This window comes from Rheinheimera sp. B2H12 (genome assembly GCF_059620065.1).
Genome location: NZ_CM184363.1, coordinates 3,967,637 through 3,990,711, shown reverse-complemented (window position 1 = coordinate 3,990,711; position 23,075 = coordinate 3,967,637). Strand labels below are relative to the sequence as shown.

Genomic DNA, 23,075 nt, shown 5'->3' with positions numbered 1-23,075 from the left:
TTATGTTATAAAGTAATAATTGCTCAACATCATATCACTTTGTCTGGATTTGCAGTGTCTTCAGAACCGAATTTTCCTGCGCTTGAACTCAAAAATTTTCATTTTAACTGGCCGGATCAGCCCAGCTTTCAGCTGGATATCACTCAGCTACAACTGGCGGTCGGTCAACATTTATTTATCCGTGGCGCCTCTGGAACGGGCAAAACTACCTTGCTGAATCTGCTCTCTGGCATCCATGCGCTGACCCAGGGCGAAATCCGTATTCGCGGTGAATTATTCCAGCCGGCGCGGCCAGCCAAACGTGATGCCATCCGCGCCCGCCAGATTGGTGTGGTGTTTCAGCAACTGAATTTAATCAATTATTTGTCGGTGTTGGATAATGTGTTGCTGGCGGGCGAGTTTGCTGATCGCAAACCACAACACGGACGGGTGCGGGCTGAACAGTTATTGCAGGCGCTGGATATGGCGCCAGAGCTCTGGTCGCAGCCTGCTGCCAGACTGAGTGTTGGTCAGCAACAACGGGTGGCGATTGCCCGGGCTTTATTCAACGAACCGGCACTGCTGATTGCCGACGAACCCACTTCGGCACTGGATGCCGATAATCGCGATTTATTTATCCGCTTGATGCTGAGCGAAGCCAACCGTTGTGGCACCACAGTGATTTTTGTCAGTCATGATGCCAGTCTGGCGCATTATTTTCACTGGCAGTTGCAAATGGCGCAATTGTCGCTTGGGGTGCAGCCTGTCGAGCCGGTGGCATCAAAGGCGACCGAGGAGTCCATATGATTAGCAAATTAGCCAGACTCAGCTTGTGGCACCGCAAGGGGACAGTGCTGATGACGTTGTTGTCGCTGACCATCAGTATCATGTTGCTGCTGGGTATCGATCATTTGCGGCTGGAGGCCAAACGCAGTTTTACCAGTACAGTGTCAGGGACAGACTTGATTGTCGGCGCGCGTTCCGGCCAGTTAAATTTATTGCTTTACAGTGTATTTCGGCTGGGTAATGCCACCAATAATATCAGTTGGCAACATTATCAGACCATTAAAGCGCATCGTCAGGTGGCCTGGGCCATTCCGCTGGCGCTGGGCGACTCGCACCGCGGCTTTCGCGTCATTGGGACCACGGCGGATTATTTCCAGTATTTCCGTTATGGTCAGCAGCAGCCCCTTGCTTTCGCCAGCGGTCAGGCCTTTGCCGGTGTCTATCAGGCCGTGCTTGGCGCAGCAGTGGCGGAAAAACTCGGTTATCAGCTCGGTAGCGAGATCATTTTGTCGCATGGCGTTGGTGCCGTGAGTTTTAGTCAGCATAAAGACCAGCCTTTTACCGTCGTGGGTATTTTACAGCCGACCGGCACTCCGGTTGATCAAAGTGTGCACGTCAGTCTGGAAGGGATTGAAGCCATTCACCTTGGCTGGCAAGGCACAGCCCCTAGACCTGGCCAAAGTCCAAAACTGAGCGAAGCAGAGTTGGCGGCGTTACAGCCCAGTCAAATTACCGCTTTTATGCTTGGGTTAAAATCAAAGGTTGCTACTTTTGCCCTGCAGCGGCAAATCAATGAATTTAAAGCTGAACCCCTGACCGCTATTTTACCGGGCGCAGCTTTGGCTGAGTTGTGGCAAATGTTGTCAATGGTGGAAAACTTATTGCTGCTCATCACCTTGCTGGTATTGATAGCGGCATTGGTCGGGATGATCACCACCTTGCTAGCGGCGATGAAAGAGCGGCAACGCGAGATGGCGATTTTGCGCGCCGTGGGTGCCAGACCCATCCAGTTGTTCTGGTTAATCGAACTGGAAGTGGCCTTGATTACGCTCGGCAGTATGTTGCTGGCGTTTGCCTTGTTATGTTTGGCATTGTGGTGTCTGCAACCAGTGCTGAGTAATCAGTATGGCCTGGTGATTTCGGTCTTGCCCTGGCATCAGCATACTGCGACTTTATTGGCCGGACTGGCGGCATTGGCGCTGCTGTTGGGCGCTATTCCATCTTATCTGACCTATCGGCAAAGTCTGGCACAGGGCCTGACAGTGCGGCTGTAACTGACTGGGATTGCAGGAAAGGCTTGGTTGTTGAGCAGGATTTGCTATAGTAAACCCAGCCTTTTCTGAAAAACATTGGTGTATGAGCGAGCAAAATCAGGATCTTGCCGAGCAACTGGCCCAGTTGCAACAACAATACCTGCAACGGTTACAACAGGAACTTCCTGCCTTACAGCAGCAAATTAATCTGCTGGATGCTGTCGTGGAGTGGCGGGCGCCTGTGTCAGATTTGATGCGACGTTTCCATAGTCTGGCCGGTTCGGCTGGTACTTTTGGTTTCCCCGGCCTCGGCGTACAGGCTAAAGCGCTGGAACAACAATGTAAAAATTGGTTGGCGCGGGAACAGCTGCCGTTGTTGGCTGAAATAACGCAATTGCAACAGCAATTTACCGCATTACGACTGCAGGAACCTAAGCCACTGCAAACGCCAAAAGTGAAAGAAAGCAGCCCGGCGAAAAAAGCTGTGCTGATCTATCTGCTGGAAGATGAGGGCGAAACCGCCCGGCATTTATGTCTGACCCTAGGCACTTTTGGTTATCAGGTCGAATGGTTTCAGTCGCTGGCGCAACTGGAACTGGCACTGGCGCGGCAAATACCAGATGCACTGGTGCTGGATATCGAATTGCCGGCAGAAACCGAAACCGGGCTGCATTTTATTAACCGGCTGGAATTGGCGCGGCAAGTGCCGTTATTTGTGCTGACCAGCCACGATGATTTTGAACATTATCTGCAGGCCGTCCGCAGCGGTGCTTTAGGTTATTTTGTCAAACCGTTAAATGCCTCTGCGCTGGAAGCCAGGTTACAACGCTTGCTGGCAGTGCGGGAGCGGGATGCTTTTCGGGTGCTGATTGTTGATGACGATCTGCTATTAGCGCAACATTATGCGCTGGTGTTGGAAAAAGCTGGCCTGAGAGCAGAGATACTGACCAATCCGGCCGATATTTTTGCTGGTTTACGCAAGTTTCATCCGGATGTGATCCTGCTGGATGTCAATATGCCGCAGTGTACAGGTCCGGAACTGGCGCAGTTGATCAGGTTGCAGGATGAGTGGCTGGGGGTGCCAATTATTTATTTATCCGCCGAGACCGACAGCGAGCGTCAACTGGAAGTACTGATTAAAGCCGGCGATGATTTTCTGACCAAGCCGATCAGCGATAATGCGCTGGTGGTAGCGATTTTTGCCAGAGCGCAGCGAGCGCGGCAACTGGCTGAAGTGATGACCAAAGATAGTCTGACAGGGTTGTTGCAACACGCCCATGTCAAAGAACGACTGGCTGGTGAGTTAGAACGCAGTTTACGCCATCAGCAACAGGTCAGCGTGGTGATGTTGGATATCGACCATTTTAAAAAGGTCAATGACAACTACGGTCACCTGACTGGGGATCAGGTGATCACCAGTCTGGCCAATTTACTGAAACAGCAGTTGCGCAAAACTGACATTATCGGCCGTTATGGCGGTGAAGAATTTTTACTGGTGTTACCTGAATGTCCGTTGGAACGTGCTTTTGTGGTGATTGATAAATTACGTCAGGCTTTTGCCCGCTTACCCTTCAGCGCCAGCGATGGCCAAAGCTTTTCCTGTACTTTTAGTGCCGGTATTGCCGCAGGCCTTGATAGCTTAATGCCGGACGTGGTGATTGAACGGGCCGATCAGGCATTGTATCAGGCGAAAAGCGGTGGCCGTAACCAGGTGGTGTTAAGCCAACTGGTGGGTGATTAAAGCGCCACTGATGGCGTTAGGGCTACCTGGTTGTGCCAATGTGGCTGCGGGGGAAGTGCAGATAAAAACAGGTGCCTTCGCCCAGTTTGGTGTCAAAACTAATCCAGCCGTTCATCCGCTCGGTCAGTTCTTTGACGATGGCAAGACCAAGGCCGGTACCTTCTTTGTTGCGGGCGTCGGCTGAATCAGCCTGCGAGAATTTCTCAAACATTCGCTGCTGGAATTCAGCACTGATGCCCGGGCCCTGATCCTGTACTGCCACCAGCACTTCCTGAGTGGTTTGGCTTAAACGCACCTGAATTTGCGAACCGAGCGGGGCAAACTTGGCGGCATTGGACAGTAAATTCGCCATCACCTGGTGAAAGCGCATCGGATCAAGTTCTGCTTCCACTGTGGCGGCGTCCGTGGCAACCTGCAGGTCGATACTGGCCTGATACTTGTCGGCATAAGGCTGATTGTGCAGGATGCTTTGCTGTAATAAATCCAGCATCTGACAGCGCTGAAACTGGAATTGCATTTTGCCGGCCACCAGTTTATCAATATCCAATAAATCATTAATTAACTGACTGAGTTTATGGCTGTTTTCCTGCGCTATGGTCAGCATATGCTGCAAGGGTTGTGGCACAGCCCCCAAAGCGCCACCACCAATCAACCCAAGTGCACCGGAAATCGCCGTCAAGGGAGTTCTGAGTTCGTGGCTGACCATAGAGACAAACTGGTTTTTCATCAGTTCAATTCGTTTGTGCTCAGTAATATCCTGAATAATCGACCAAATTTGTAACTCGCCATGTAAACCCTCAATCAGAATACCGCTTTGCACCACAGGCACCCGGTGGCCCTGCTGATGAATAAGCTCCAGTTCATCTGGCCCAAAGCGGCCATCTTGTTGCAGCGCAGCTAAATGCTGCTGACACAGATGGGTATAGGGTTGTGCCACTAGCTCCGTCAAGGTGACACCTGTCAGTTGCTCAGCGGGGTATCCCAGCATTTGTTGTAAGGCCGGATTGGCTTCCAGCACTGTGGTTTGTGGAAAACTACTCAGCACTATTGCCAGTGGGGCCAGTTGATACAACGACGACAGTTTTTGTTCACTGGCCCGCAGTTCGAGCCGGGCTTCTTTTTGTGCGGTAATGTCCCAGATAAAACCATCAATAAACAATAACTTATTGTTTTGGTCGAAAATGCCACGTCCCAGTTCCTGCACCCAACGCAATTGACCATTGGCATGACGGATGCGGTATTCGACACTGAATCTGGCATGATTGGCCAGCTCAGTTTCAACCGTAATGCGGTTACTGAGTCTGTCGGCAGGATAAGTAATTTTTTCGAAAGTGACTGCCTTGTTACGGATAAATTGTTTTGCCGGGTAGCCGGTCAGTTTTTCCACTTCGTCACTGATAAACAACATGGTCCAATGGGCATCATTGATGCAGCGATAAACCACCCCCGGCAGGTTTTCTAACATAGAGCGGTGACGTTGTTCGCTCAGCAGCAGTGCATGGTTCAGTTGCTCCAGTTGGGTAATGTCGATGGCGACTCCCAGATAACCCAACACCTGACCATGTTGATCGCGCATCACCGAAACACTGAGACGGACCTGTTTACGTTCGCCGTTTTTGCAAAGATAAGTCCATTGTCTGGTTTCACTGACGCCGATGCGAGCTTTGTAAACAAAGGTATCAAAGCCCTGAATATCTTGTTGAAATTCGACACTCAGTTGCGCCGAGCGGCGTTGTATTTCGGCGACATCATGAAAAAATGCCGGGCTTTGCAGGCCAACCACTTCACTGGCACTGTAGCCTAACATCCGCTCGGCACCGGTATTAAACAACTGGATCTGCCCGGTTGGATCTGTTGAGATCATCGCTACTTCAGTTGAGGAATCAACGATGGCCTGTAACCAGGAACGGGTCGATAAGATTTCGTTCTCGCGCGCCATATCGGCGGAAATATCGGTATGGGTGCCAAACATCAGCAAGGGACGCCCTTGTTGATCCCAGCTCATCACTTTGCCTACCGCATGCACCCAGACCCAATGACCCTGGGCATGACGCATCCGGAAGCGGCTGTCGTAGAATGGGGTTGTCCCTTCGAAATGTTGATGTAACTGGATTTCGGCTTGAGTTTTATCGTCCGGATGTAACAAAGAACGCCATAAGGTTACATCTGTTTCTAATTCGGTCGGCAGCCCTAAAATATTGTACCAGCGGTTATTGTAGATGGTTTTGCCAGTTTGGATGTGCCATTCCCAGGTGCCCAGATTAGTGCCGTGGATAATGGCGTCCATCCGATCCCGTTCTTGCTGGATTTTTTCCTGTTGCTGGTGCTGCTCTGTGATATCGGTGGCCATAATAATCAGATGAGCAACCTGACCTTGTTCGTTCAATTGTGGCACCAAACCAGTGTTTAAAATACGACCGTAGCTTTTTGGTGCAATAAATTCGACCTGCTCGCCGGCTAGCGCACGTTGCAGCCATGGCTGATGAAAGCTCAGCGCTGCTTCACCAAACACATCCGGAATAGATTTGCCAATCAGTTCAGCCGGCGCCAGCCCAAACCATTGCTGATATTTCTGATTGCAGAAAATAAAGTGCAGCTGCGCATCCACCTGACCCAACAACACTGGCACGTTTTCAATAATAGTGGTCAGGGTATGTTGTTGCTGTTGACTGGCAAGAGCCACCAGCCGGTGTTTTAACAAGGTGACAGCCTGATCTGCCAGTAAAGTTAAAGCCTGTAACTGCGCTGGTGTCAGTTGGCGTGGCTCGGCATCAAACACGCACAGCGTGCCGACGGCCAAATCTGGCTGCAGTCGCAAGGGGGCGCCGGCATAAAACCGCACCGGTACTTCAGCTGTGGTGGTGGCATGACCAAGCAAACGCTGGTCGGTAAAGGTGTCTGGAATATAAGTGACTTTATCCGGCGTCAGAATGGCAAAACCGCAAATCGAATCGGCCCGGCTGGTTTGTGTGACATCCAGATTGACTTTGGCTTTAAACCATTGCCGGTCTAAATCAATCAGACTGACAGTGGCGCTTGGCGTCTGACAAATCAGTGCCGCTAGTTGCGCCAGCTGGTCAAAAGCCTGTTCAGGTGCGCTGTCCAGTACTTTTAACTGATAAAGCGCTTCAAGGCGTTCGGCTTCATTAACGGGTAGCACTGGTTTCATTCCATCTCACACCAGAACCAGAATAGTCCTAGTGTACGCGTAAATGAGCAGACGAAAAGTCTGGGATGGAAAAAAAACTCAGCCAGCAGCTACAGTTGGCGCGTTTTGTTGTAAAACACGTTGATCGAGCTGTTGGCGGGCACTGTTCTTCTCATGTTGTTGTTTAATCCTTAACAAAGCAGCGTACAGTTGAGCCGAATTAAAAGGCCGGGCCGGATCCAGCAGATCACTGATATCGACGCCTGCTTGTTGTTGTACTTGCTGTAACAACACTAAATGCTGATTGCGAATAAGCTCTGCACGCATATCCTGATCTTCAGTGCCATCACTGATGCTGTAACTTTTCATCAGCAGATCAATGGTTTCTAACCGGGTTTTTACACTGCGCTGGTTTTGTTGCTGTTGTTGCTGCTGCTGACTGAGCCATTCCTGCTGCAATTGGATCAGGCTTTCGGTATGCCAGATATAAAATAGCAGCGCTGACGCCGCCAGACCTAAACCAAAACCCCAGAGAAAAGTTGTTTGCGCATGTTGAGCTGACATCAGATGTAATTCCATCAGGGGCAGCAGAGGCTGCCGGAAAGGGGCCGCAGCTGATGAACAGGCTCACAACGCGGCAAGAAACAGTTTGGTATGATCAAACGCCAGCGCAGCAGTGTCAACCCGCATTGCAGCTTTCTATCGCCGATTGCTGGCAATTTCAGCGCAAAAGCTGCTGCACTGGCTGTTTTGAGTCACATCAGCGGTGGTTAGCCGTGGGAATTATTCTGAAAACGATGTTGTGGCTGTTGTTCCGCGCTGTATAACACGGTTTTTTCGCTGCCTGGCACTGGCGTGACCGTTTTATCGCCCCGCAGTCTGCTACTGAGTAAATGCTGCATACCTTGTAACAGCGTCAGAATTTGTTCGGTGTGCTGTGCCTGCGATAGCCGGGCTTGCTGATTCTGATAACTCTGGCGGAATAATTCATCAGACTCGATATTTTGCACTGCAGTACGACTGGCTTTACTCTCCGCCAGTAAATCGGTCAGTTTAATTGAGATAAGCACCAGTGTAATGGCGATGATGGTCAGCAGCACTAAAATAAAAATTGGTACCAAATCCATGGTGATACTTCCTTGTTAACTGACACAGTGAACCAAGCGGGTCGGACACAGCAGCGTTGGCAGTGTTGCTTGTTATAGCATGATTTTTTTCCGCCCGGCAAAAAATGCTGTGAAATAGCAAAACGATGCTGCCAGCGGTGTCCAACTTTGATCATCAACTGCGCTATTTTAACTGCTGGATATCAAACAGGTCCAGTATGATCTTGCATTCGTGTCGTGTATTGAAAGCTCTTACATAGAGGGAGTGGCTGCTCATTGTCACTAAGTTAGTTACGGTTTGCTGGTTATTTGTCCAACTGACCATTGCAGCCATGCATTTGATAGTCATCAAGTTTTATCGGCTGGTATAATTGTCATCCAATTGTAATCCGCGTTTTTCCGTCCGATCTGACAAGAGGCCTTATGCCATCTCTGCGAAGTTTTACCATCCATCAGCGTTTAATTGCGATTTCTGTTGCCGTCACCTGCGGCATGTTGTTGTTACTGGCAATTATGTTACAGCAAAGCAATCGCCAGCATTTGCTGGGGGAGGCGAATGTCACGGCGCATACCATCAGCCGGCAGGTGGTGCAATTGCGCAACCACGAAAAGAATTTTTTACTGCGGCTGGAAGCAAAATATGCCAGTCATCATCAAAATGCGGTGGCTGCTTTGCAGCAGGATTTAACCAAACTGCGCACTGAGCTGACAGGTTTTGATATTGAAACTCAGGGCATCACCGAGTTTGAACAATTGTTGCTGAGTTATGGCGCTGATTTTCAGAAAATCAGTGCTTTGCGCATTACCGCAGGTTTAACCGAAAACGAGGGGCTGACTGCAGAAATGCGTTCTGCCGCCCGTCAGTTGGAGCAACTGTTGCTGAAGAACGGCGAGTTGCAACAGGCAAATTTAGTACTGCAACTGCGCCGGCATGAAAAGGATTTTCAGTTAAGACTGAGCCTGAAAGAGCAGCAGTTGTTTCAGCAAAAAGTAGCGTTGTTAACACCAATGCTCAGTGGCGATGCCTTGACTGCTTTACAGCACTACGACAGCGCCTTTCAGAGTTTAGTGGCAGCTTTTGTGCAAATTGGTTTGCACCAGGATGATGGCATGATGGATGTGATGCGTGCCTCCATTCATGCCACTGAGCAGCAAATGACGGCGTTGAAACAACAGGTTGACCGCGAGTTGGCGCAGGCGCTCAGTCGCAGTAAAACCATGTCGGTCAGTTGTTTTGTGTTGCTGGTGTTGTTGTTATCGCTGTTGTTATGGCAAATCAGCCGCAGCGTGATCCTACCGGTGCGCCAGGTGCGCTCTGTGATTGCTGAGATCCGGCGTGGGCAGGACTTTACCCAACGCATTGAATTGGCTGGTGATGATGAGCTGACGGCCTTGTCGCTGGATTTAAATGACTTGCTGGCGGATGTGCAAAACTTAGTCCGGACCGTTAATCAGTCGCTGCTGGCGCTGGATCAGTCAACCCAACAGCTCAATCAGTCGGCGCGTGATACCAGTCAAAGTATGCAGCTGCAGCAGTCGGAAACCGATATGGTGGCGACCGCAGTCACTGAAATGGGCGCTACTATTCATGAAATTGCCCGCACCACCGAAAATACCGCCGATAAAGCGCATGATACCAATAGTCATGCTGCCAAAGGTATGCAGCAAGTGGCTGCCACTGTGGCACAAGTACAACAATTATCGACCCGGCTGGCCGATGCCGCCGGTACCGCCGCGCAGCTGGATGCGGATAGTGTGACTATTGGCTCAGTGCTCGAAGTGATCCGCACCATTGCCGATCAAACCAATTTGCTGGCGCTGAATGCCGCCATCGAAGCCGCCCGCGCTGGTGAGCAGGGCCGTGGTTTTGCCGTGGTCGCCGATGAAGTACGGATGCTGGCCACCAAAACCCAGGATTCAACCAAGCAAATTGAGCAAATTATCCGGGCATTACAACAACGCAGTAAAGAGATAGTGCAAGTGATGCAGCAATGTCAGCAGCAAGGTGAACAAAGCGCCAGCCAAGGCCAGACCGCCATGCATTTATTGCGCGAAATTACCGCCGATGTCACGCTGATTATGGATATGACCACTCAAATCGCGACTGCGATTGAAGAGCAAAGTCACGTGGCCGCCGAAGTGAACAAAAGCGTGGTCAGCATCCGCGACCTCTCCGACGACACGCTGCAAGGCGCGAAACAAAACCACCAAATCAGCCAAGCCGTCGCCGCCCAAACCACAGATCTGCATCATCTGGTGGATAAGTTTAGGGTTTGATGGGGTGTATCGTTGTAAAAAGCATAATGCCACCCTAGGGTGGCATTATGCTTTATTGGTGGAGCTGGGGGGATTTGAACCCTCAGAAATGTGAATAAAATCATTCATTTGTTAGCACCAAGGTCTTTTCAGGTACAGGATGGCTTTGGTACAGTGTATATCTAAAAATAAAAACACGGAAGTTGAATTTCAGTTCCGATACATATCATGATTATATGCAACCTTTGTAGTTTTCAGAACAGCATTAGTTTATATAGGTTGCTTGATGTTATTTTGCATAATTAATAAATGGAGATTTTATGGATAATCTTGATGGCGATATTAAATCGATAGGAGAATTATTTTCTGGTGATTTCTTTTTTACGATACCTGATTACCAGAGGCCGTTTGCTTGGGAAGACGATAATTTTCAAGATCTCATCGATGACATAACTTCAGCGCAGAGCGGAGATAAGTACTTTTTAGGCACGTTGGTATTGCACAATCAAATTAGCGATGGACCTCATTCATTTAACGTGGTTGATGGTCAGCAACGATTAACCTCATTATTAATACTGCTAGCGTGTTTGCGCGATCTGATAGAAGATCCTGAATATAAAAGTTCCTTACAAAGTAAAATACTTCAAGCAAGAAATAAAGTGGATGGTATCCCAGAAAGAGCACGTGTTACTGTTAAAGAGCGAGCCAAGTTTAATGAACTAATCTTGGAAGTCAATGGTACAGATAAGCAGTATAAGCCAGATGACCTCTCTGAATCTGAAAAACGATATATTCAAGCAATAAAAATATTTAAAAAATCTGTTGATAAATTTACTCAATCAGAACTTGAGAGTTTAGCTTCGTTCATTAGCATGAAATGTACTGTCGTGTATCTTTCAACAATAAAGTTTGGGGATGCTTTCAATCTCTTTACTATTGTTAATGATCGTGGTCGGCAGCTCAGAAGAATTGATATTTTGAAAGCGCAAAATATTTCTCCTCAGGCTATTCCATTTGAGTTTAATCGTCGGAAAGTAGCAGAGTTATGGGAAACCATGGAAGGTGAAATTGGTGAAGATAGTCTTGAGTCAATACTCTATTCAATGCGAATGATATTTATCAAGGAAAAGCCGCAAGAGAATCTTTTAGAAGAATTTGAGAAAAGAATATTCGCCAAAGGGTTGCTTAAACGTGGAGAAAAATTTGTCGATGAAGTGAAGGCGTATTGTGATTTATACAGGCTTATCTTTACAGATAAAGATTTTATCCCAAAGAATGACCAAAATCACCTTAAATTCAAAGCGATGATCCATATAATGAATTCTGAATTTGATGCGTCAGAATGGAAATCTTGTTTAATGTTTTTTGCAAAAAAATTTAATGGGGCACTGTTTTATGAATTTATGCTTGTTATTGAAAAAGTCTATTTAGCTCAATGGTGCAGTGGAGTAAGGAAAGACGAGAGATTTGGTGAATATTCAAAAATACTACGTTTGATTGATGATTCAACAAAACCTGATTTGGTAATTAGCGGCATTACATATGACAGTTCTGCAGTAATCAAAGCTGCATCATCAAAAACCCTGTACGGTTCTCGATACGCAAAGTATTTTCTTATGAAGCTTGAGATAGTTTCAACGGAAAATGACATTTATAAGGAAGTTAATGCGAAATCTATAGAGCATGTTTTCCCTCAAAATCCGGCAGCTAATTCAATGTGGGTAAATGATCCTGACTTCAGTAGGCATAGTGACTATGTCAATACGTTGGGTAATTTAGTTTTGCTAAGCAAATCTAAAAATTCTTCAGCAAGTAATCATGATTTTGATATTAAGAAAGAAAAGTATCTAAAAGACAGGCTTAGTGATTACCCTCGTAGTTTGAAAATTACAACGGAGACTAGTTGGACAATAGATAAGATAAAACAATATACTGTTGAGCTCGCTTATAAGGTTGTTAGTAATCCGTAGTTTTTAATTTATGTTACGTGGTATGGAATCCATCGCGTATCCAATTAGAAAATTGCGTTCATTATTGAGTAATGCATTGAATAATTTTCAATGCATTACCACGGTTTTAATTTTTGTGGTTGTAAGTGTTTTTCTTAAATATAAAAATCTGTTGGCAGAAAAAACATTTTTAATATTAGATTTAATGATGTCTGATCATGCATGGAAGGGTAAGGTATGCAGTAGGGGTCAGGTCTTGCGTTTTTCCTTTGTCGAATTTAAGTCAGTACTACTTTGTTAGATAAAGAGAAAATCCGCAGCTGATGTAAAATAAAGTACTCTAAATCGGCATGTTGTAAATCGTGATGCTGATGTAAAGCAACGTTCCTAAAAACTATCATCTTCTTTAGGTTATCCGCAACTTCAACGGTAATAAAGCCTGCTGTCGCTATTCGGTCAATGACATCAAGCTGACTTTTTGGCGTACCAAGTTGATGTTTTCTGATGAGATGTTCACCGATATCCAGTGCAGCGGCAACTGCACGGACTATGTTCATGATTGCGGCTTCCTGTCGGGTGATATCGTTGGCAAAAGTGACTGGGTCTTTGTTGTATTCTTCATGCACTCGAGCAACGTAGCTCTCTAATCTGAGGGCGATGCTTAGGATAACTGGATCTTTGCCCTGCTGGGCGTCGACGCTGATCATCAAATAGATTACGTCAGCCAGTTGTCTAAACGTAGTCCGTCGACCCGCTCAAACTCTTTGAGGTTATTGGTCACCACCACCAAACCTTCACTTCTGGCATGAGCGGCAATGTGCAAATCGTTTATGCCAATGGGGTTGCCCTGACGTTCGAGTGTTGCTCTAATATCACCATAGTGGGCAGCGGCTTTATTGCCATAGGGTAAAACTTCCAGCCTCGACACAAAATCATCAACCTGACGGCGGTTATGCTCGGGCAGGGCGCTTTTCTCGACACCATGGCAAAGTTCGGCATAAGTAATAGCGCTGATACATAAAGTGCCGGCAAACTTGTTAAAGGTGTCCAGCACTTCGATGGGTCGGCGTTTTATCACGTAAATGCAGATATTAGTGTCGAGCATATATTTCAGCATTAGAACGATTCCCGCTCTGGCTGTTCTTGGCTGGCGCGCTCAGTCATAAAGTCATCTGTCACCGCAGTGCCTTGCAGGAAAAATGAATCCCATGTATTGGCAACTGGGGTCAAAATGCGATCTTGGCCAACAACACGGACGCTGACTTTTTTCACGTTATCTGGAAAACGCGCATCCACCGGCAGGCGAACGGCTTGGGTGCTGTTGTTTTTAAACACGGTTCCGGTTCCCATAATCACCCCCTGAAAGTAGATAGCCTGAGTATATACTTTGATGGTTAAATGCTCAATGATGCTATTTTCGGCAGGTATCAAGTTGGTAGCCTTCAGCAAATCTAGAGAGGTTTGCTGCATATTGCTCGCGGCCAAGTTCCAGCTTTTAGGGTTGGCACAATGGCGGACTGCCCCAACGCTGCGCGCTGGGTCGAGTCCGCCCTACGGTGATCAAAGTGGCTTCGCGTCCACCGCAACTTTACCAATAAAGCAAAAGGCCACCCGGAGGTGGCTAGCGAGTTGGGGGGATTGATTCGTGGTGTTGCTGCTCAGCTTTGGTTGAGCAACGAGAGGCTGTGCTGTGGATGTAGTTTGCGCTTTTAGGGTTGGCACAATGGCGGACTGCCCCAACGCTGCGCGCTGGGTCGAGTCCGCCCTACGGTGATCAAAGTGGCTTCGCGTCCACCGCAACTGTACCAATAAAGCAAAAGGCCACCCGGAGGTGGCCAGCGAGTTTGGGGGATTTATTCGCGGCGTTGCCGCTCACCTCTCGTTGAGCAACGAGAGGCCGCCCTGCGGGCGTTGTCTGCGCTTGCTTTGCAAGCTCCGGCTGAACCCCGAACGGTGCTTCGCGTCCGCTACCACTGTACCAATAAAGCAAAAGGCCACCCGAAGGTGGCCTTTTGCTTTATTGGTGGAGCTGGGGGGATTTGAACCCCCGTCCGAAAAACCTACGTCTTCAGTACTACATGCTTATCCATTCGTTTAGTTAACCCTATGAGCGCCGAATGGCAGGCTATCGTCGGGCGAGTCCGATTGGTTTTAGCATCTTGGCTCCGGACGAAGCCGCCATGCGATCCTATTAGGGGTGATCTTCCAGAGTCTCAGCTTATAGGCATGCGTGAGGGGAAGAGCATCTACTGCTTATTAGGCAGCGATTGCGTATGTTTCGTCGTTTGCGACTACTTTTTTGCGGCTTTTAACGAGGCCAACCGCCCCTCGGCATGCACTTAGGAGTTCGTGAATCCCGTCGAATCCAGTATCAGCCCCGAATTCTTCGTGAAGCGAACGCTTCAGTAACGTGGGCATTCTACGCCCTGACAAGGATAGCAGCAAGCGCTGTTATTCAGCTTTGTCGCTTTTATCCTGGTCTGTTGAGTTAAGTGGTGATGTTTTGCGCAGTTTCAACCCCAAGCGACTGATTTCTGCCTTAACGTTTTGAATGTTTCATCATCCGTTCTTTTTCGCGTGACCAGTCGCGGTCTTTAATATCATCGCGTTTATCAAATTCGCGTTTACCTTTGGCCAGATAAAACTCCAGTTTCACCCAAGGGCCTTTCCAGTACATGGCGGTAGCAATCAGGGTAAAACCATCGCGTTCAACCGCACCAATCAGTTTGTTCAGTTCGCGTTTGTTCAACAGCAGTTTGCGTGAGCGCTCTGGATCACAAATAACATGCGTCGATGCGCTGTTCAGTGGGGTAATCACAGCACCGAATAAAAAGGCTTCACCGTTTTTCAGAATGACATAAGAGTCGCTCAGATTGGCTTTGCCCTGACGGATACTTTTAATTTCCCAGCCCTGTAAGGCCATACCGCCTTCAAAACGGTCCTGCAGGAAATATTCATGTCTGGCTTTTCGGTTGAGGGCGATAGTGCCGCCTTCATTGGTTTTGTTAGTTTTTTTACTCATGCTTGCTCAGGGTATGCTCAAAGGGGCAATCAGATTGAAAACCGGGGATCTTGCCCGTGAAACTTGTTACAGGCGCTGGTTCTGCTACAATCGCGACCTGATTCAGGGGAGTGAGTATGCCACAAATTGAACGTAGCGCGCTGGTTTTTTATAGCGCCCGGCAGATGTTTGAGCTGGTTGCCGATGTACCGGCTTATCCGCAGTTTTTACCGGGTTGCAGCCGCGCTGAAGTATTGGCTTTTGACGGGCAGTGTCAGACCGCGAAGTTGGAAGTCTCCAAAGCCGGGATCAGTAAAAGTTTTACCACCCGCAATACTTTGCTGCCATACAGCGCTCTCGGGATGGAACTGGTGGATGGTCCTTTTAAATTTTTGCGCGGTGGCTGGCAATTTATTCCGCTCAATGAGCAGGCCTGTAAAGTCGTATTGGCGCTGGAGTTTGAATTTTCCAGCAAGCTGGTTGAATTTGCTTTTGGCAAAATTTTTAATGAACTGACCATGGCCATGGTACAAGCTTTTACCGAGCGTGCCAAAACGGTGTACGGAGCACAACATGGGTGAACTCATTGCTATTGAAGTCGCTTTTGCCTTACCAAAGCGCCAGACGTTACTCAGTCTGCAGGTGCCGGTTGGTAGTACCATCAGGCAGGCAATTGAACGTAGTGGTATTTTAGCGACTTTTCCGGAAATTGATCTGGCAGAGAATAAAGTCGGTATCTGGAGCCGCACTGCCAAGCTGGATGAAATGGTCAATGCTGGGGATCGGATTGAAATTTACCGGCCTTTAGTGGCAGATCCAAAAGATATGCGGCGGCGGCGGGCGGAAAAAGCCAAAGACGAAGGCCGCGCCGATCAGGTCACTGGTGGTCGGATCAAGGCGACAGCGAGCCAGCAATAAATCAGAATAAAAAACAGCCGGTATCAGTACCGGCTGCTGCTGAGTCAATCCGGCATCAAGCGAATGCCGCCTGCGCTTTGGTTACTGATCCAGCGGGGTATTAAATTCCGCCGGGACTTCAAAATCACCGGTCATTTTGACCAGTTTGTTATCCTGGAAATTTAATACCAGCTGTTTTTCGAAGTTCTGACCACGACCACTTTTCAGCGCGTAGAAATAGTGCCAGATGTTGTCATCAAAACTATTTTCTGCCACCGGGTTGCCTAAAACATACTGCACTTGCTCTTTGCTCATGCTGATGCGCAGTTTGTTAATATCTTTTTGCTCCAGAAAGTTGCCCTGAGGCACGTCGATCCGGTAAATCCAGTTGCTGCAGGCCGAGACTGACAAGGCACAACAGGCGACAATCAGCAATTTGCTGACTGATTTTGTGAATACAGCTGCCATAACACTCTTCATTTTCCAAGTAAGGCTTGCATCATACCGCAAGCGAGGGGGGAGATTAAACCCTCCTTCTGACCTAAGGCGTGCATAAAAGTTCGCGCGCATTGGCAATTGCACTGGCGCTGACATTTTCACCCGCCAGCAAGCGGGCAATTTCCTGCACCCGCTCATCATCAGAAAGCGCACGCATGCGGGTTTCGGTATGAATGCCGTCGGTATATTTCTCGACGAACATCTGCTGATGGCCCTGGCTGGCCACTTGCGGTAAATGGGTAACACAAATAAGCTGGGTGGTGCTGCCAAGCTGACGTAACAGGCGACCAACACCAGCGGCTACGGGTCCGCTGATCCCCACATCCACTTCATCAAAAATCAGCGTTGGGGTGGTGACTTTATCGGCCAGGATCACTTGCACCGCTAAACTGATCCGCGACAGTTCACCGCCGGACGCCACTTTATGCATCGCCTGTAACGGCTGACCTGGGTTGGTGCTGACCAGAAACTCGACCTGATCCAGTCCCAGTGCATTGGCTTTATCCAGCGGCAGGGTTTGTACCGCAATTTCAAAACGGGCATTGTGCATGCTCAGTTCAGTCATGCTGTTGGCGATGCGGTGACTCAGTTCCAACGCCGCCTGCTGGCGTTGTAAACTGAGCTCAGCGGCGGTTTCGCTGTACTGACGGGTGGCATGGCTGATGGCCAGTTCCAGTTCTGTCAGCCGTTCGTCGTCACCAGCCAGTTGTTGTAACTGATGGCTCAGATGCTGATGATGCAGCGCCAGCTGTTCATTGGGGATCTGGTGTTTACGACTTAGCGTCAGCCATTGACTGAGGCGCTGATCAATCTCACTGAGCCGCTCTGGATCAACGTCCACCCGGTCGCCATAGCGGCGCAACTCGCGGCTGGCTTCATCCACCTGCACCAGCGCATCTTGTAACATCTGATCAATAGCACTGAGTCTTGGATCAATAGTGCAGGCGTCGCTGAGCTGATGGGCGGCTTGTCGGAGCAAGGCCAGCACTGTGGCGTCTTCGTGATCAGACAGCAATAACAAAGCCTGCTGACTGGTTTCAATCAAACCAGCACTGTGGCTCAGGCGTTGATGTTCCAGTTCAAGCTGTAAAAACTCATCATCCTGCGGCGCAAACTGATCCAGTTCAGCCACCTGATATTCCAGCAACTGGCGCTGTGCTTCGCGTTGTTGGGCTGAGGTGCGCAGTTCCTGATATTCCTGGCGTAGCTGTTGCCAGTTTTTCCACTGTTGCTTGAGAGTGCCGAGCAGTTGTGGCTGATCGGCGAAGGCATCCAGCAACTGACGCTGGTAGTCGGATTTAAGTAATTGTTGATGGGCATGCTGGCCATGGATACTGAGTAAATAGTGGCCGAGAGTTTTCAGCTGTTGGGCTGGCACCTGCACGCCATTGATATAACCACGCGATCGGCCTTCGGCACCAATCACCCGGCGGACAATACATTCCTGACAATCCGGCCCCATCGCCAGATCCTGCTGTTGCAACCATTGCCGGGCGGCAGGGAGCGCCGAAACATCAAAAGTGGCGACTAAATCGGTTTTATCGGCACCAGGCCTGACCACAGCGCCATCGGCTCTTTCGCCCAGACATAACGCCAGCGCGTCCAGAGAAATCGATTTACCGGCACCGGTTTCACCTGTGATGGTGGTCATGCCAGGTAACCATTCGATTTCCAGCGCCCGCACTATGGCAAAATTACTGATATGAAGATGGGTAAGCATGTCAGGCTCCGCAACCTGCTAAGAATTACTGTTAATTTATACAGTGATTCAGTAACTGGCAAGAGCCTGCAAAAAATTTTTTCTAGCAGCTAGCTAACTTACTAGTATCAATAAAGTTTTGCACCCCAGCCTAATTTATTGCGCAGTACATTAAAATAGCTGTAGCCAGGTGGATGTACTAATTTCAGTGGTTTTGGGTGTTTGCGGATAACAATTTCATCACCCGGCATCACGGCCAGAATGACGTGACTATCGCAGCTGATTTGCAAATGGGCATCGTTACGCGGTGCCACTTTGAGGCGGATTTCACTGTTGCCGCTCACCACCAGCGGCCGGCTGCTCAGCGTGTGCGGAAACATCGGCACCAGGCACATGGCATCCAGCTCCGGCGTTAATATTGGACCACCACCGGACAGTGAATAAGCGGTAGAGCCGGTGGAGGTACTGACAATCAGGCCATCAGAGCGTTGACTAAACACAAATTCATCATTGATATAAGCTTCAAACTCAATCATATGGGCCACTTTGTCGGCATGCAGCACCGCTTCGTTCACCGCACTGTTGCTGCTTTTAATGCTGTCGTTGCGGTGGACTTCAATTTCCAGCAGGTTGCGCAGTTCATTGACATAGTTGCCAGCCAGCACTTCGGCCAGCGGCACCTGAAAGTTTTCTGGGGATAAATCGGTTAAAAAGCCAAGATTGCCGCGGTTGACGCCGAGCACAGCCACGCCAAAACGGGCCAGCACTCTGGCCGCACCCAGCATATTGCCGTCGCCGCCGACCACAATCGCCAAATCACAGTTTTTGCCAAGGTCGACCAAATCCATCGCCTGGATATCTGGCAAACCCAGAGAGGAAGCTACTTTTTCTTCGACAAAAACCTGCAACTGATACTGCTTTAAAAAATGATAAAGACTGACCAGCGTATGATTGGCACCCTGATGATTTGGTTTACCAATCAGGCCGATTTTTAAAAAAGCATGGCTCATAGCATTGCTCACAGCATGGCTCAATCAATCTTGAGCTGAAAAAGAAGTGTCCTGAGTATACTCAGAGCCTTGCCGCTGTACCAGCTTTTGCCAAACGCCGGGCTGGCCGTGGTTGATTTTTTCCGGCATGCCCCCACTATAACTCAGGTTTTTGTTGCACAGGTATAGCTATGACTACTGGTCTGAATCGTTCAGAGCTGGTTTTAAAATTGATTGTCGAGCAGTATCTGCTGGACGGCTCACCGGTATCATCAAAAATAATCTCTGAAAACAGTGCTTTACAAGTAAGTTCTGCCACTGTACGAAACACCATGATGCAGCTGGAACATGCGGGCCTGATTCGGTCGCCACATACCTCTGCCGGCCGGATCCCGACCACTCAGGGGATCCGGTTGTTTATTGATAAAATGTTGCAGCTGGAGCCATTATCAGCACGCTGGCAGCATGAGATCCAGACGAATCTGGTGCCGCAATTGCCATTATCTTTGTTGTGTCAACGCGCGGGTCAGTTGTTAGCCAACCTGACAGGTCTGGTCAGCATTTTCAGTGCGCCCAAAGCCGGTGGGCGTATTATTCGTCAGGTGGATTTGGTCCGGCTGGCGACCGACCGCTTGTTGCTGGTGGTGATTGACGAAGAAGGCGATATTTTGCATCGGGTGTTGTGGCAGCAACAAAGTGTCGATGCCATGACGCTGAGCCGGGTGTTATGTCTGCTGAATGCCGCTTTGTGTGGTCAGCAATGGCTGGATGGTATTTCCAGGCTGGCGCTGATGTTAAAAACCGAGCAGGGGGCTATTGCCACGCTGGTGCAGGCGGTGATGGGGCAACTCAGTCTGGATGAGATGCAGCAGAATCAACCTTTGGTGTTCGGTCAGCATCATTTATTGCAAGCTGCTGAATCACAAAAAGATCCGGCGCTGCAGCAAGTGGTGCAATTACTGGAACAACCCTCTTGCCTGATGCAGTTACTGAAACCGCTGACGCTGGATGATAATATCCGGCTGATCCTGGGGCGGGAGTCCGGCATCGCCGAATTGCATAATGTCAGTGTGATTACTGTGCGGTATCAGGCCGCCCCCCATCGCTATCTGGCGCTGCTCGGCCCACGCCGGATGAACTACGCCCGATTGATCCCGTTAGTCGAAGCCTGTGCACAACAATTATCAAAGCACTTGAATCAGGCGCAACAATCCCCATAATAGCCGAACTTAGTTTGGAGTAGTGAACAGATGAACGAGCAAGAAAAGGTACAAAACGAGCAGGAACTGACCGCAGAAACTGTGACTGAAACGACAGCGGATACCGTTGAATTGTCTGGTGAGCAAGCCATTATTGCCAAATTAGAAGCTGAATTGGCAACAGCACGGCAACAGGCGGCCGATCAGCAGGATCTGGCGTTGCGAGTTAAAGCGGAAGCAGAAAACACCAAACGTCGGGCCGCGCAGGATGTTGATAAAGCGCATAAATTTGCGCTGGAAAAATTTGCTGCTGATTTATTGCCGGTGCTGGATAACCTGGAGCGTTCTTTAGGTTATATCGACCGTGACAACGAAGCGGTTAAAGCGCTGGCGGAAGGGGTTGATCTGACGTTAAAAGGTTTACTGGATACAGTTGCCAAATATGGGGTGCAGCAAATTAACCCTCAGGATCAACCATTTAATCCAGATTTCCATCAAGCAATGTCGATTCAGCCCAATGCTGATTTACCAGCCAATACCGTTATCTTCGTGATGCAAAAAGGTTATGAGCTGAATGGCCGGTTATTGCGTCCAGCCATGGTTGGTGTGTCGAAAAAGCCTGATTAATCCAGTGTTGAGCTGATGTGGTTCAACCCGCATGGCGCAACCATCGAATTCAGATAAAACGGCGCTGATGTCAAAAACATCAGCGCCGTTTTTTTACTGGCGCAGTCCGCTGCATAATTGCTGTGTTGCCACAACGCAGCTTGCTCTCAGTGAGCGCTGGCTCTGTGCTTTACTGAATTCGAAAACGGCCAACCAGGCCAAACAAAGTTTCTGATAGCTGACGGATTTGCAGCGATAAACTGTTGTTACTGTCGGCAATATGCCCGGCAGCGGCGGCCTGATCATGCAGTGCCGACAAATTGCGGGTAATTTCCTCTGATACCAGACTCTGCTCTTCCGTAGCGGTGGCGGTTTGGGTTGCCATATCATTAACCCGCTGCGACGATAGTTGCAATTGTTGGAATACCTGCTCCGCTGCGGTGAAAAAACCGACAGTGCGGTCGGCATTGGATTTACCGCTGTGAATCGCCATCGCCGCTTGTTTCACCCGGCTTTGCAGGTTTTGGATCATTTGCTGGATATCTTCAGTGCTGCGTTGAGTGCGGGATGCCAGAGTGCGTACTTCATCTGCCACCACGGCAAAACCACGACCTTGTTCACCAGCCCGTGCCGCTTCGATAGCGGCATTCAGCGCCAGTAAATTGGTTTGCTCGGCGATAGCGCGGATCACATCCAGCACCGAGGCGATGTTGCCAGAGCTCTGCTCCAGTTCTGTTGAATACTGTAACGCTGAATCCACATCTGATGATAGCTGCGCCATGCTTTGATTCACCTGATTGACCACGCTGATGCCCTGGCTGGCATTCTGGCTGGCGAGCTCTGCTTCCTGGGCTGAGCCGGTGGCGACAGTGGCCATTTCGCGATTGGCAACTGCCATTTGATGCACAGCACTGACAATCGAATCAGAGGCCAGATTCAGTGACTGATTCACTTGTTTACTTTCGTTGGCGGCGCTGGACAATTGTTCGGTCAGCTGCTGTAACTGCCGCGCCTGTTGCAGCACGGATGCAATTAAATGATTGAGATTACCGACAAAACCATTAAAAGCTTGCGCCAGATCGGCAAATTCATCTTTGGACAGTACTTTGAGCCGGGCGGTTAAATCGCCTTCACCGCTGGCAATTTCCTGGATCCGCTCGGTCAGGGTGGTAATTTGGCCGGTTAACTGGCGTGGAATTTTATAGCTGTACCAACCAGCCAGTAACAGGATCAGCAGGCTGATACCATAAGCCATGCTTTGGAAGGTGGCGATATCACTGCTTAACTGCTGTTGCTGGGCAATCGAAGTGTCCAGCGCGGCTTCACCAGCCTGATCTAATAATTTACGTAATGCAGCAAAATGTTGATCTTCGGTTTGATAAAGGGCAGCGAACTCAGGGCTGGTATCGGCCGTTTGCAGCAATTGCTGATTACTTTGCTGCCATTGGCTAAATTGCTGGTTAAATTGAGAGAATTGGCGGCCAATCTCTGGGTAAGACTGCAGATGTTGTAAGTACTGGCCAAACCGCTCTGCCACCTGAGCGGCATTGTCCTGCACCTCCTGCCGCTGTGCCTCTGCATCACCCACGCCATGTTGCAGGTAAGTACTGGCCAGCCTGGCCTGATATAAATCCCGATCGGCATTGAGCACCACCGAGATGGCTTTGAGGAAATGATTGGCCTGAGCGTCCAGCGCTGCTTTTTGCAACGACGATAAGTAACTGAACATGGCAATGACGATTAATAAGGTGAACCCCAGCAGCAACATCGGAATTGAACTTTTAACGCGAATACTGTGCAAATTCATGGCAGAATCCTTGTGTCGTGGCAATAAATGACGGCACTGGGATGGTGCCGGTGTTGTTGTACACAGAGTATGAGCCGAATTTGTCATTTTCTCCATTCGGAACATTGATTTATACCGACAGATCCGCTTAGCCAGCCCTGTGACGGGCAGCTTTTCATGAC

20 protein-coding genes and 1 other RNA gene are annotated in these 23,075 nt (G+C 49.1%); 9 read left to right on the top strand and 12 right to left on the bottom strand.

Annotation, left to right across the window (positions count from 1 at the left end):
* The first annotated feature begins 54 nt into the window (after nucleotides 1-54).
* The 3 genes from AC53GJ_RS17135 to AC53GJ_RS17125 all read left to right on the top strand — a co-directional run bounded on the left by AC53GJ_RS17135 (nucleotide 55) and on the right by AC53GJ_RS17125 (nucleotide 3,759).
* Nucleotides 55-786, top strand: coding sequence for an ATP-binding cassette domain-containing protein (locus tag AC53GJ_RS17135; RefSeq protein WP_496729552.1), 732 nt, complete (start codon nucleotides 55-57; stop codon nucleotides 784-786).
* Nucleotides 783-2,039, top strand: a complete 1,257-nt coding sequence (locus tag AC53GJ_RS17130) for an ABC transporter permease (RefSeq protein WP_496729551.1) — start codon at nucleotides 783-785, stop codon at nucleotides 2,037-2,039. The genes AC53GJ_RS17135 and AC53GJ_RS17130 overlap by 4 nt, the downstream gene beginning before the upstream one ends.
* Nucleotides 2,040-2,121: 82 nt before the next feature.
* Nucleotides 2,122-3,759, top strand: coding sequence for a diguanylate cyclase (locus AC53GJ_RS17125; RefSeq protein WP_496729550.1), 1,638 nt, complete (start codon nucleotides 2,122-2,124; stop codon nucleotides 3,757-3,759).
* Between the two features lie 22 nt (nucleotides 3,760-3,781).
* Here the strand turns inward: AC53GJ_RS17125 and AC53GJ_RS17120 are convergent, their stop codons facing one another.
* From AC53GJ_RS17120 to AC53GJ_RS17110, 3 genes are all read right to left on the bottom strand, one after another.
* Nucleotides 3,782-6,928, bottom strand: a complete 3,147-nt coding sequence (locus AC53GJ_RS17120; RefSeq protein WP_496729548.1) for a PAS domain S-box protein — start codon at nucleotides 6,926-6,928, stop codon at nucleotides 3,782-3,784.
* A gap of 78 nt (nucleotides 6,929-7,006) precedes the next feature.
* Nucleotides 7,007-7,471: a hypothetical protein gene (locus AC53GJ_RS17115; RefSeq protein WP_496729547.1), complete on the bottom strand. Its 465-nt coding sequence runs from the start codon at nucleotides 7,469-7,471 to the stop codon at nucleotides 7,007-7,009.
* A 206-nt stretch (nucleotides 7,472-7,677) separates the two neighbouring features.
* Nucleotides 7,678-8,034 carry a hypothetical protein gene (locus AC53GJ_RS17110; protein WP_496729546.1) on the bottom strand — a complete coding sequence of 119 codons (357 nt, stop codon included), beginning with the start codon at nucleotides 8,032-8,034 and terminating at the stop codon, nucleotides 7,678-7,680.
* Between the two features lie 402 nt (nucleotides 8,035-8,436).
* Here AC53GJ_RS17110 and AC53GJ_RS17105 point away from each other — a divergent pair, with 402 nt between their 5' ends.
* A complete protein-coding gene (locus AC53GJ_RS17105) occupies nucleotides 8,437-10,290 on the top strand; it encodes a methyl-accepting chemotaxis protein (RefSeq protein ID WP_496729545.1) in 1,854 nt (617 codons plus the stop codon).
* A gap of 299 nt (nucleotides 10,291-10,589) precedes the next feature.
* Nucleotides 10,590-12,239: a DUF262 domain-containing protein gene (locus AC53GJ_RS17100; RefSeq protein ID WP_496729544.1), complete on the top strand. Its 1,650-nt coding sequence runs from the start codon at nucleotides 10,590-10,592 to the stop codon at nucleotides 12,237-12,239.
* 257 nt (nucleotides 12,240-12,496) lie between these two features.
* Here AC53GJ_RS17100 and hepT read toward each other — a convergent pair whose 3' ends face one another.
* From hepT to smpB, 5 genes are all read right to left on the bottom strand, one after another.
* Nucleotides 12,497-12,925 carry a type VII toxin-antitoxin system HepT family RNase toxin gene (hepT, locus tag AC53GJ_RS17095; protein ID WP_496729543.1) on the bottom strand — a complete coding sequence of 143 codons (429 nt, stop codon included), beginning with the start codon at nucleotides 12,923-12,925 and terminating at the stop codon, nucleotides 12,497-12,499.
* An 8-nt stretch (nucleotides 12,926-12,933) separates the two neighbouring features.
* Entirely contained in the window at nucleotides 12,934-13,332 is a 399-nt protein-coding gene (gene vapC, locus AC53GJ_RS17090) for a type II toxin-antitoxin system tRNA(fMet)-specific endonuclease VapC (protein WP_496732809.1), read from the bottom strand.
* A 2-nt stretch (nucleotides 13,333-13,334) separates the two neighbouring features.
* Entirely contained in the window at nucleotides 13,335-13,688 is a 354-nt protein-coding gene (gene vapB, locus AC53GJ_RS17085) for a type II toxin-antitoxin system VapB family antitoxin (protein ID WP_496729542.1), read from the bottom strand.
* Nucleotides 13,689-14,239: 551 nt separating this feature from the next.
* Nucleotides 14,240-14,597: a transfer-messenger RNA gene (ssrA, locus tag AC53GJ_RS17080) on the bottom strand.
* Nucleotides 14,598-14,757: 160 nt separating this feature from the next.
* On the bottom strand, nucleotides 14,758-15,240 hold the full coding sequence (gene smpB / locus AC53GJ_RS17075) for an SsrA-binding protein SmpB (protein WP_496729541.1): 483 nt from the start codon (nucleotides 15,238-15,240) through the stop codon (nucleotides 14,758-14,760).
* Nucleotides 15,241-15,356: 116 nt separating this feature from the next.
* Between smpB and AC53GJ_RS17070 the strand changes: the two genes are divergently transcribed.
* Both AC53GJ_RS17070 and AC53GJ_RS17065 read left to right on the top strand, forming a co-directional pair.
* Nucleotides 15,357-15,800, top strand: a complete 444-nt coding sequence (locus AC53GJ_RS17070; RefSeq protein ID WP_496729540.1) for an SRPBCC family protein — start codon at nucleotides 15,357-15,359, stop codon at nucleotides 15,798-15,800.
* A complete protein-coding gene (locus AC53GJ_RS17065; protein ID WP_496729539.1) occupies nucleotides 15,793-16,137 on the top strand; it encodes an RnfH family protein in 345 nt (114 codons plus the stop codon). Before AC53GJ_RS17070 ends, AC53GJ_RS17065 begins: the two co-directional genes overlap by 8 nt.
* A gap of 81 nt (nucleotides 16,138-16,218) precedes the next feature.
* On the opposite strand, the gene AC53GJ_RS17060 is transcribed toward AC53GJ_RS17065, so the two are convergent.
* From AC53GJ_RS17060 to nadK, 3 genes are all read right to left on the bottom strand, one after another.
* Entirely contained in the window at nucleotides 16,219-16,584 is a 366-nt protein-coding gene (locus tag AC53GJ_RS17060; protein WP_496729538.1) for an outer membrane protein assembly factor BamE, read from the bottom strand.
* A gap of 73 nt (nucleotides 16,585-16,657) precedes the next feature.
* Nucleotides 16,658-18,334, bottom strand: coding sequence for a DNA repair protein RecN (gene recN, locus AC53GJ_RS17055; RefSeq protein ID WP_496729537.1), 1,677 nt, complete (start codon nucleotides 18,332-18,334; stop codon nucleotides 16,658-16,660).
* A gap of 107 nt (nucleotides 18,335-18,441) precedes the next feature.
* Nucleotides 18,442-19,323: an NAD(+) kinase gene (gene nadK / locus AC53GJ_RS17050; protein WP_496729536.1), complete on the bottom strand. Its 882-nt coding sequence runs from the start codon at nucleotides 19,321-19,323 to the stop codon at nucleotides 18,442-18,444.
* Between the two features lie 170 nt (nucleotides 19,324-19,493).
* Between nadK and hrcA the strand changes: the two genes are divergently transcribed.
* The gene (hrcA, locus tag AC53GJ_RS17045) at nucleotides 19,494-20,522 is read left to right on the top strand and encodes a heat-inducible transcriptional repressor HrcA (RefSeq protein ID WP_496729535.1); all 1,029 of its coding nucleotides are present in this window, start codon (nucleotides 19,494-19,496) and stop codon (nucleotides 20,520-20,522) included.
* Nucleotides 20,523-20,552: 30 nt separating this feature from the next.
* Entirely contained in the window at nucleotides 20,553-21,128 is a 576-nt protein-coding gene (grpE, locus tag AC53GJ_RS17040; protein WP_496729534.1) for a nucleotide exchange factor GrpE, read from the top strand.
* A gap of 169 nt (nucleotides 21,129-21,297) precedes the next feature.
* On the opposite strand, the gene AC53GJ_RS17035 is transcribed toward grpE, so the two are convergent.
* Nucleotides 21,298-22,914, bottom strand: a complete 1,617-nt coding sequence (locus AC53GJ_RS17035) for a methyl-accepting chemotaxis protein (RefSeq protein ID WP_496729533.1) — start codon at nucleotides 22,912-22,914, stop codon at nucleotides 21,298-21,300.
* Nucleotides 22,915-23,075: the final 161 nt, after the last annotated feature.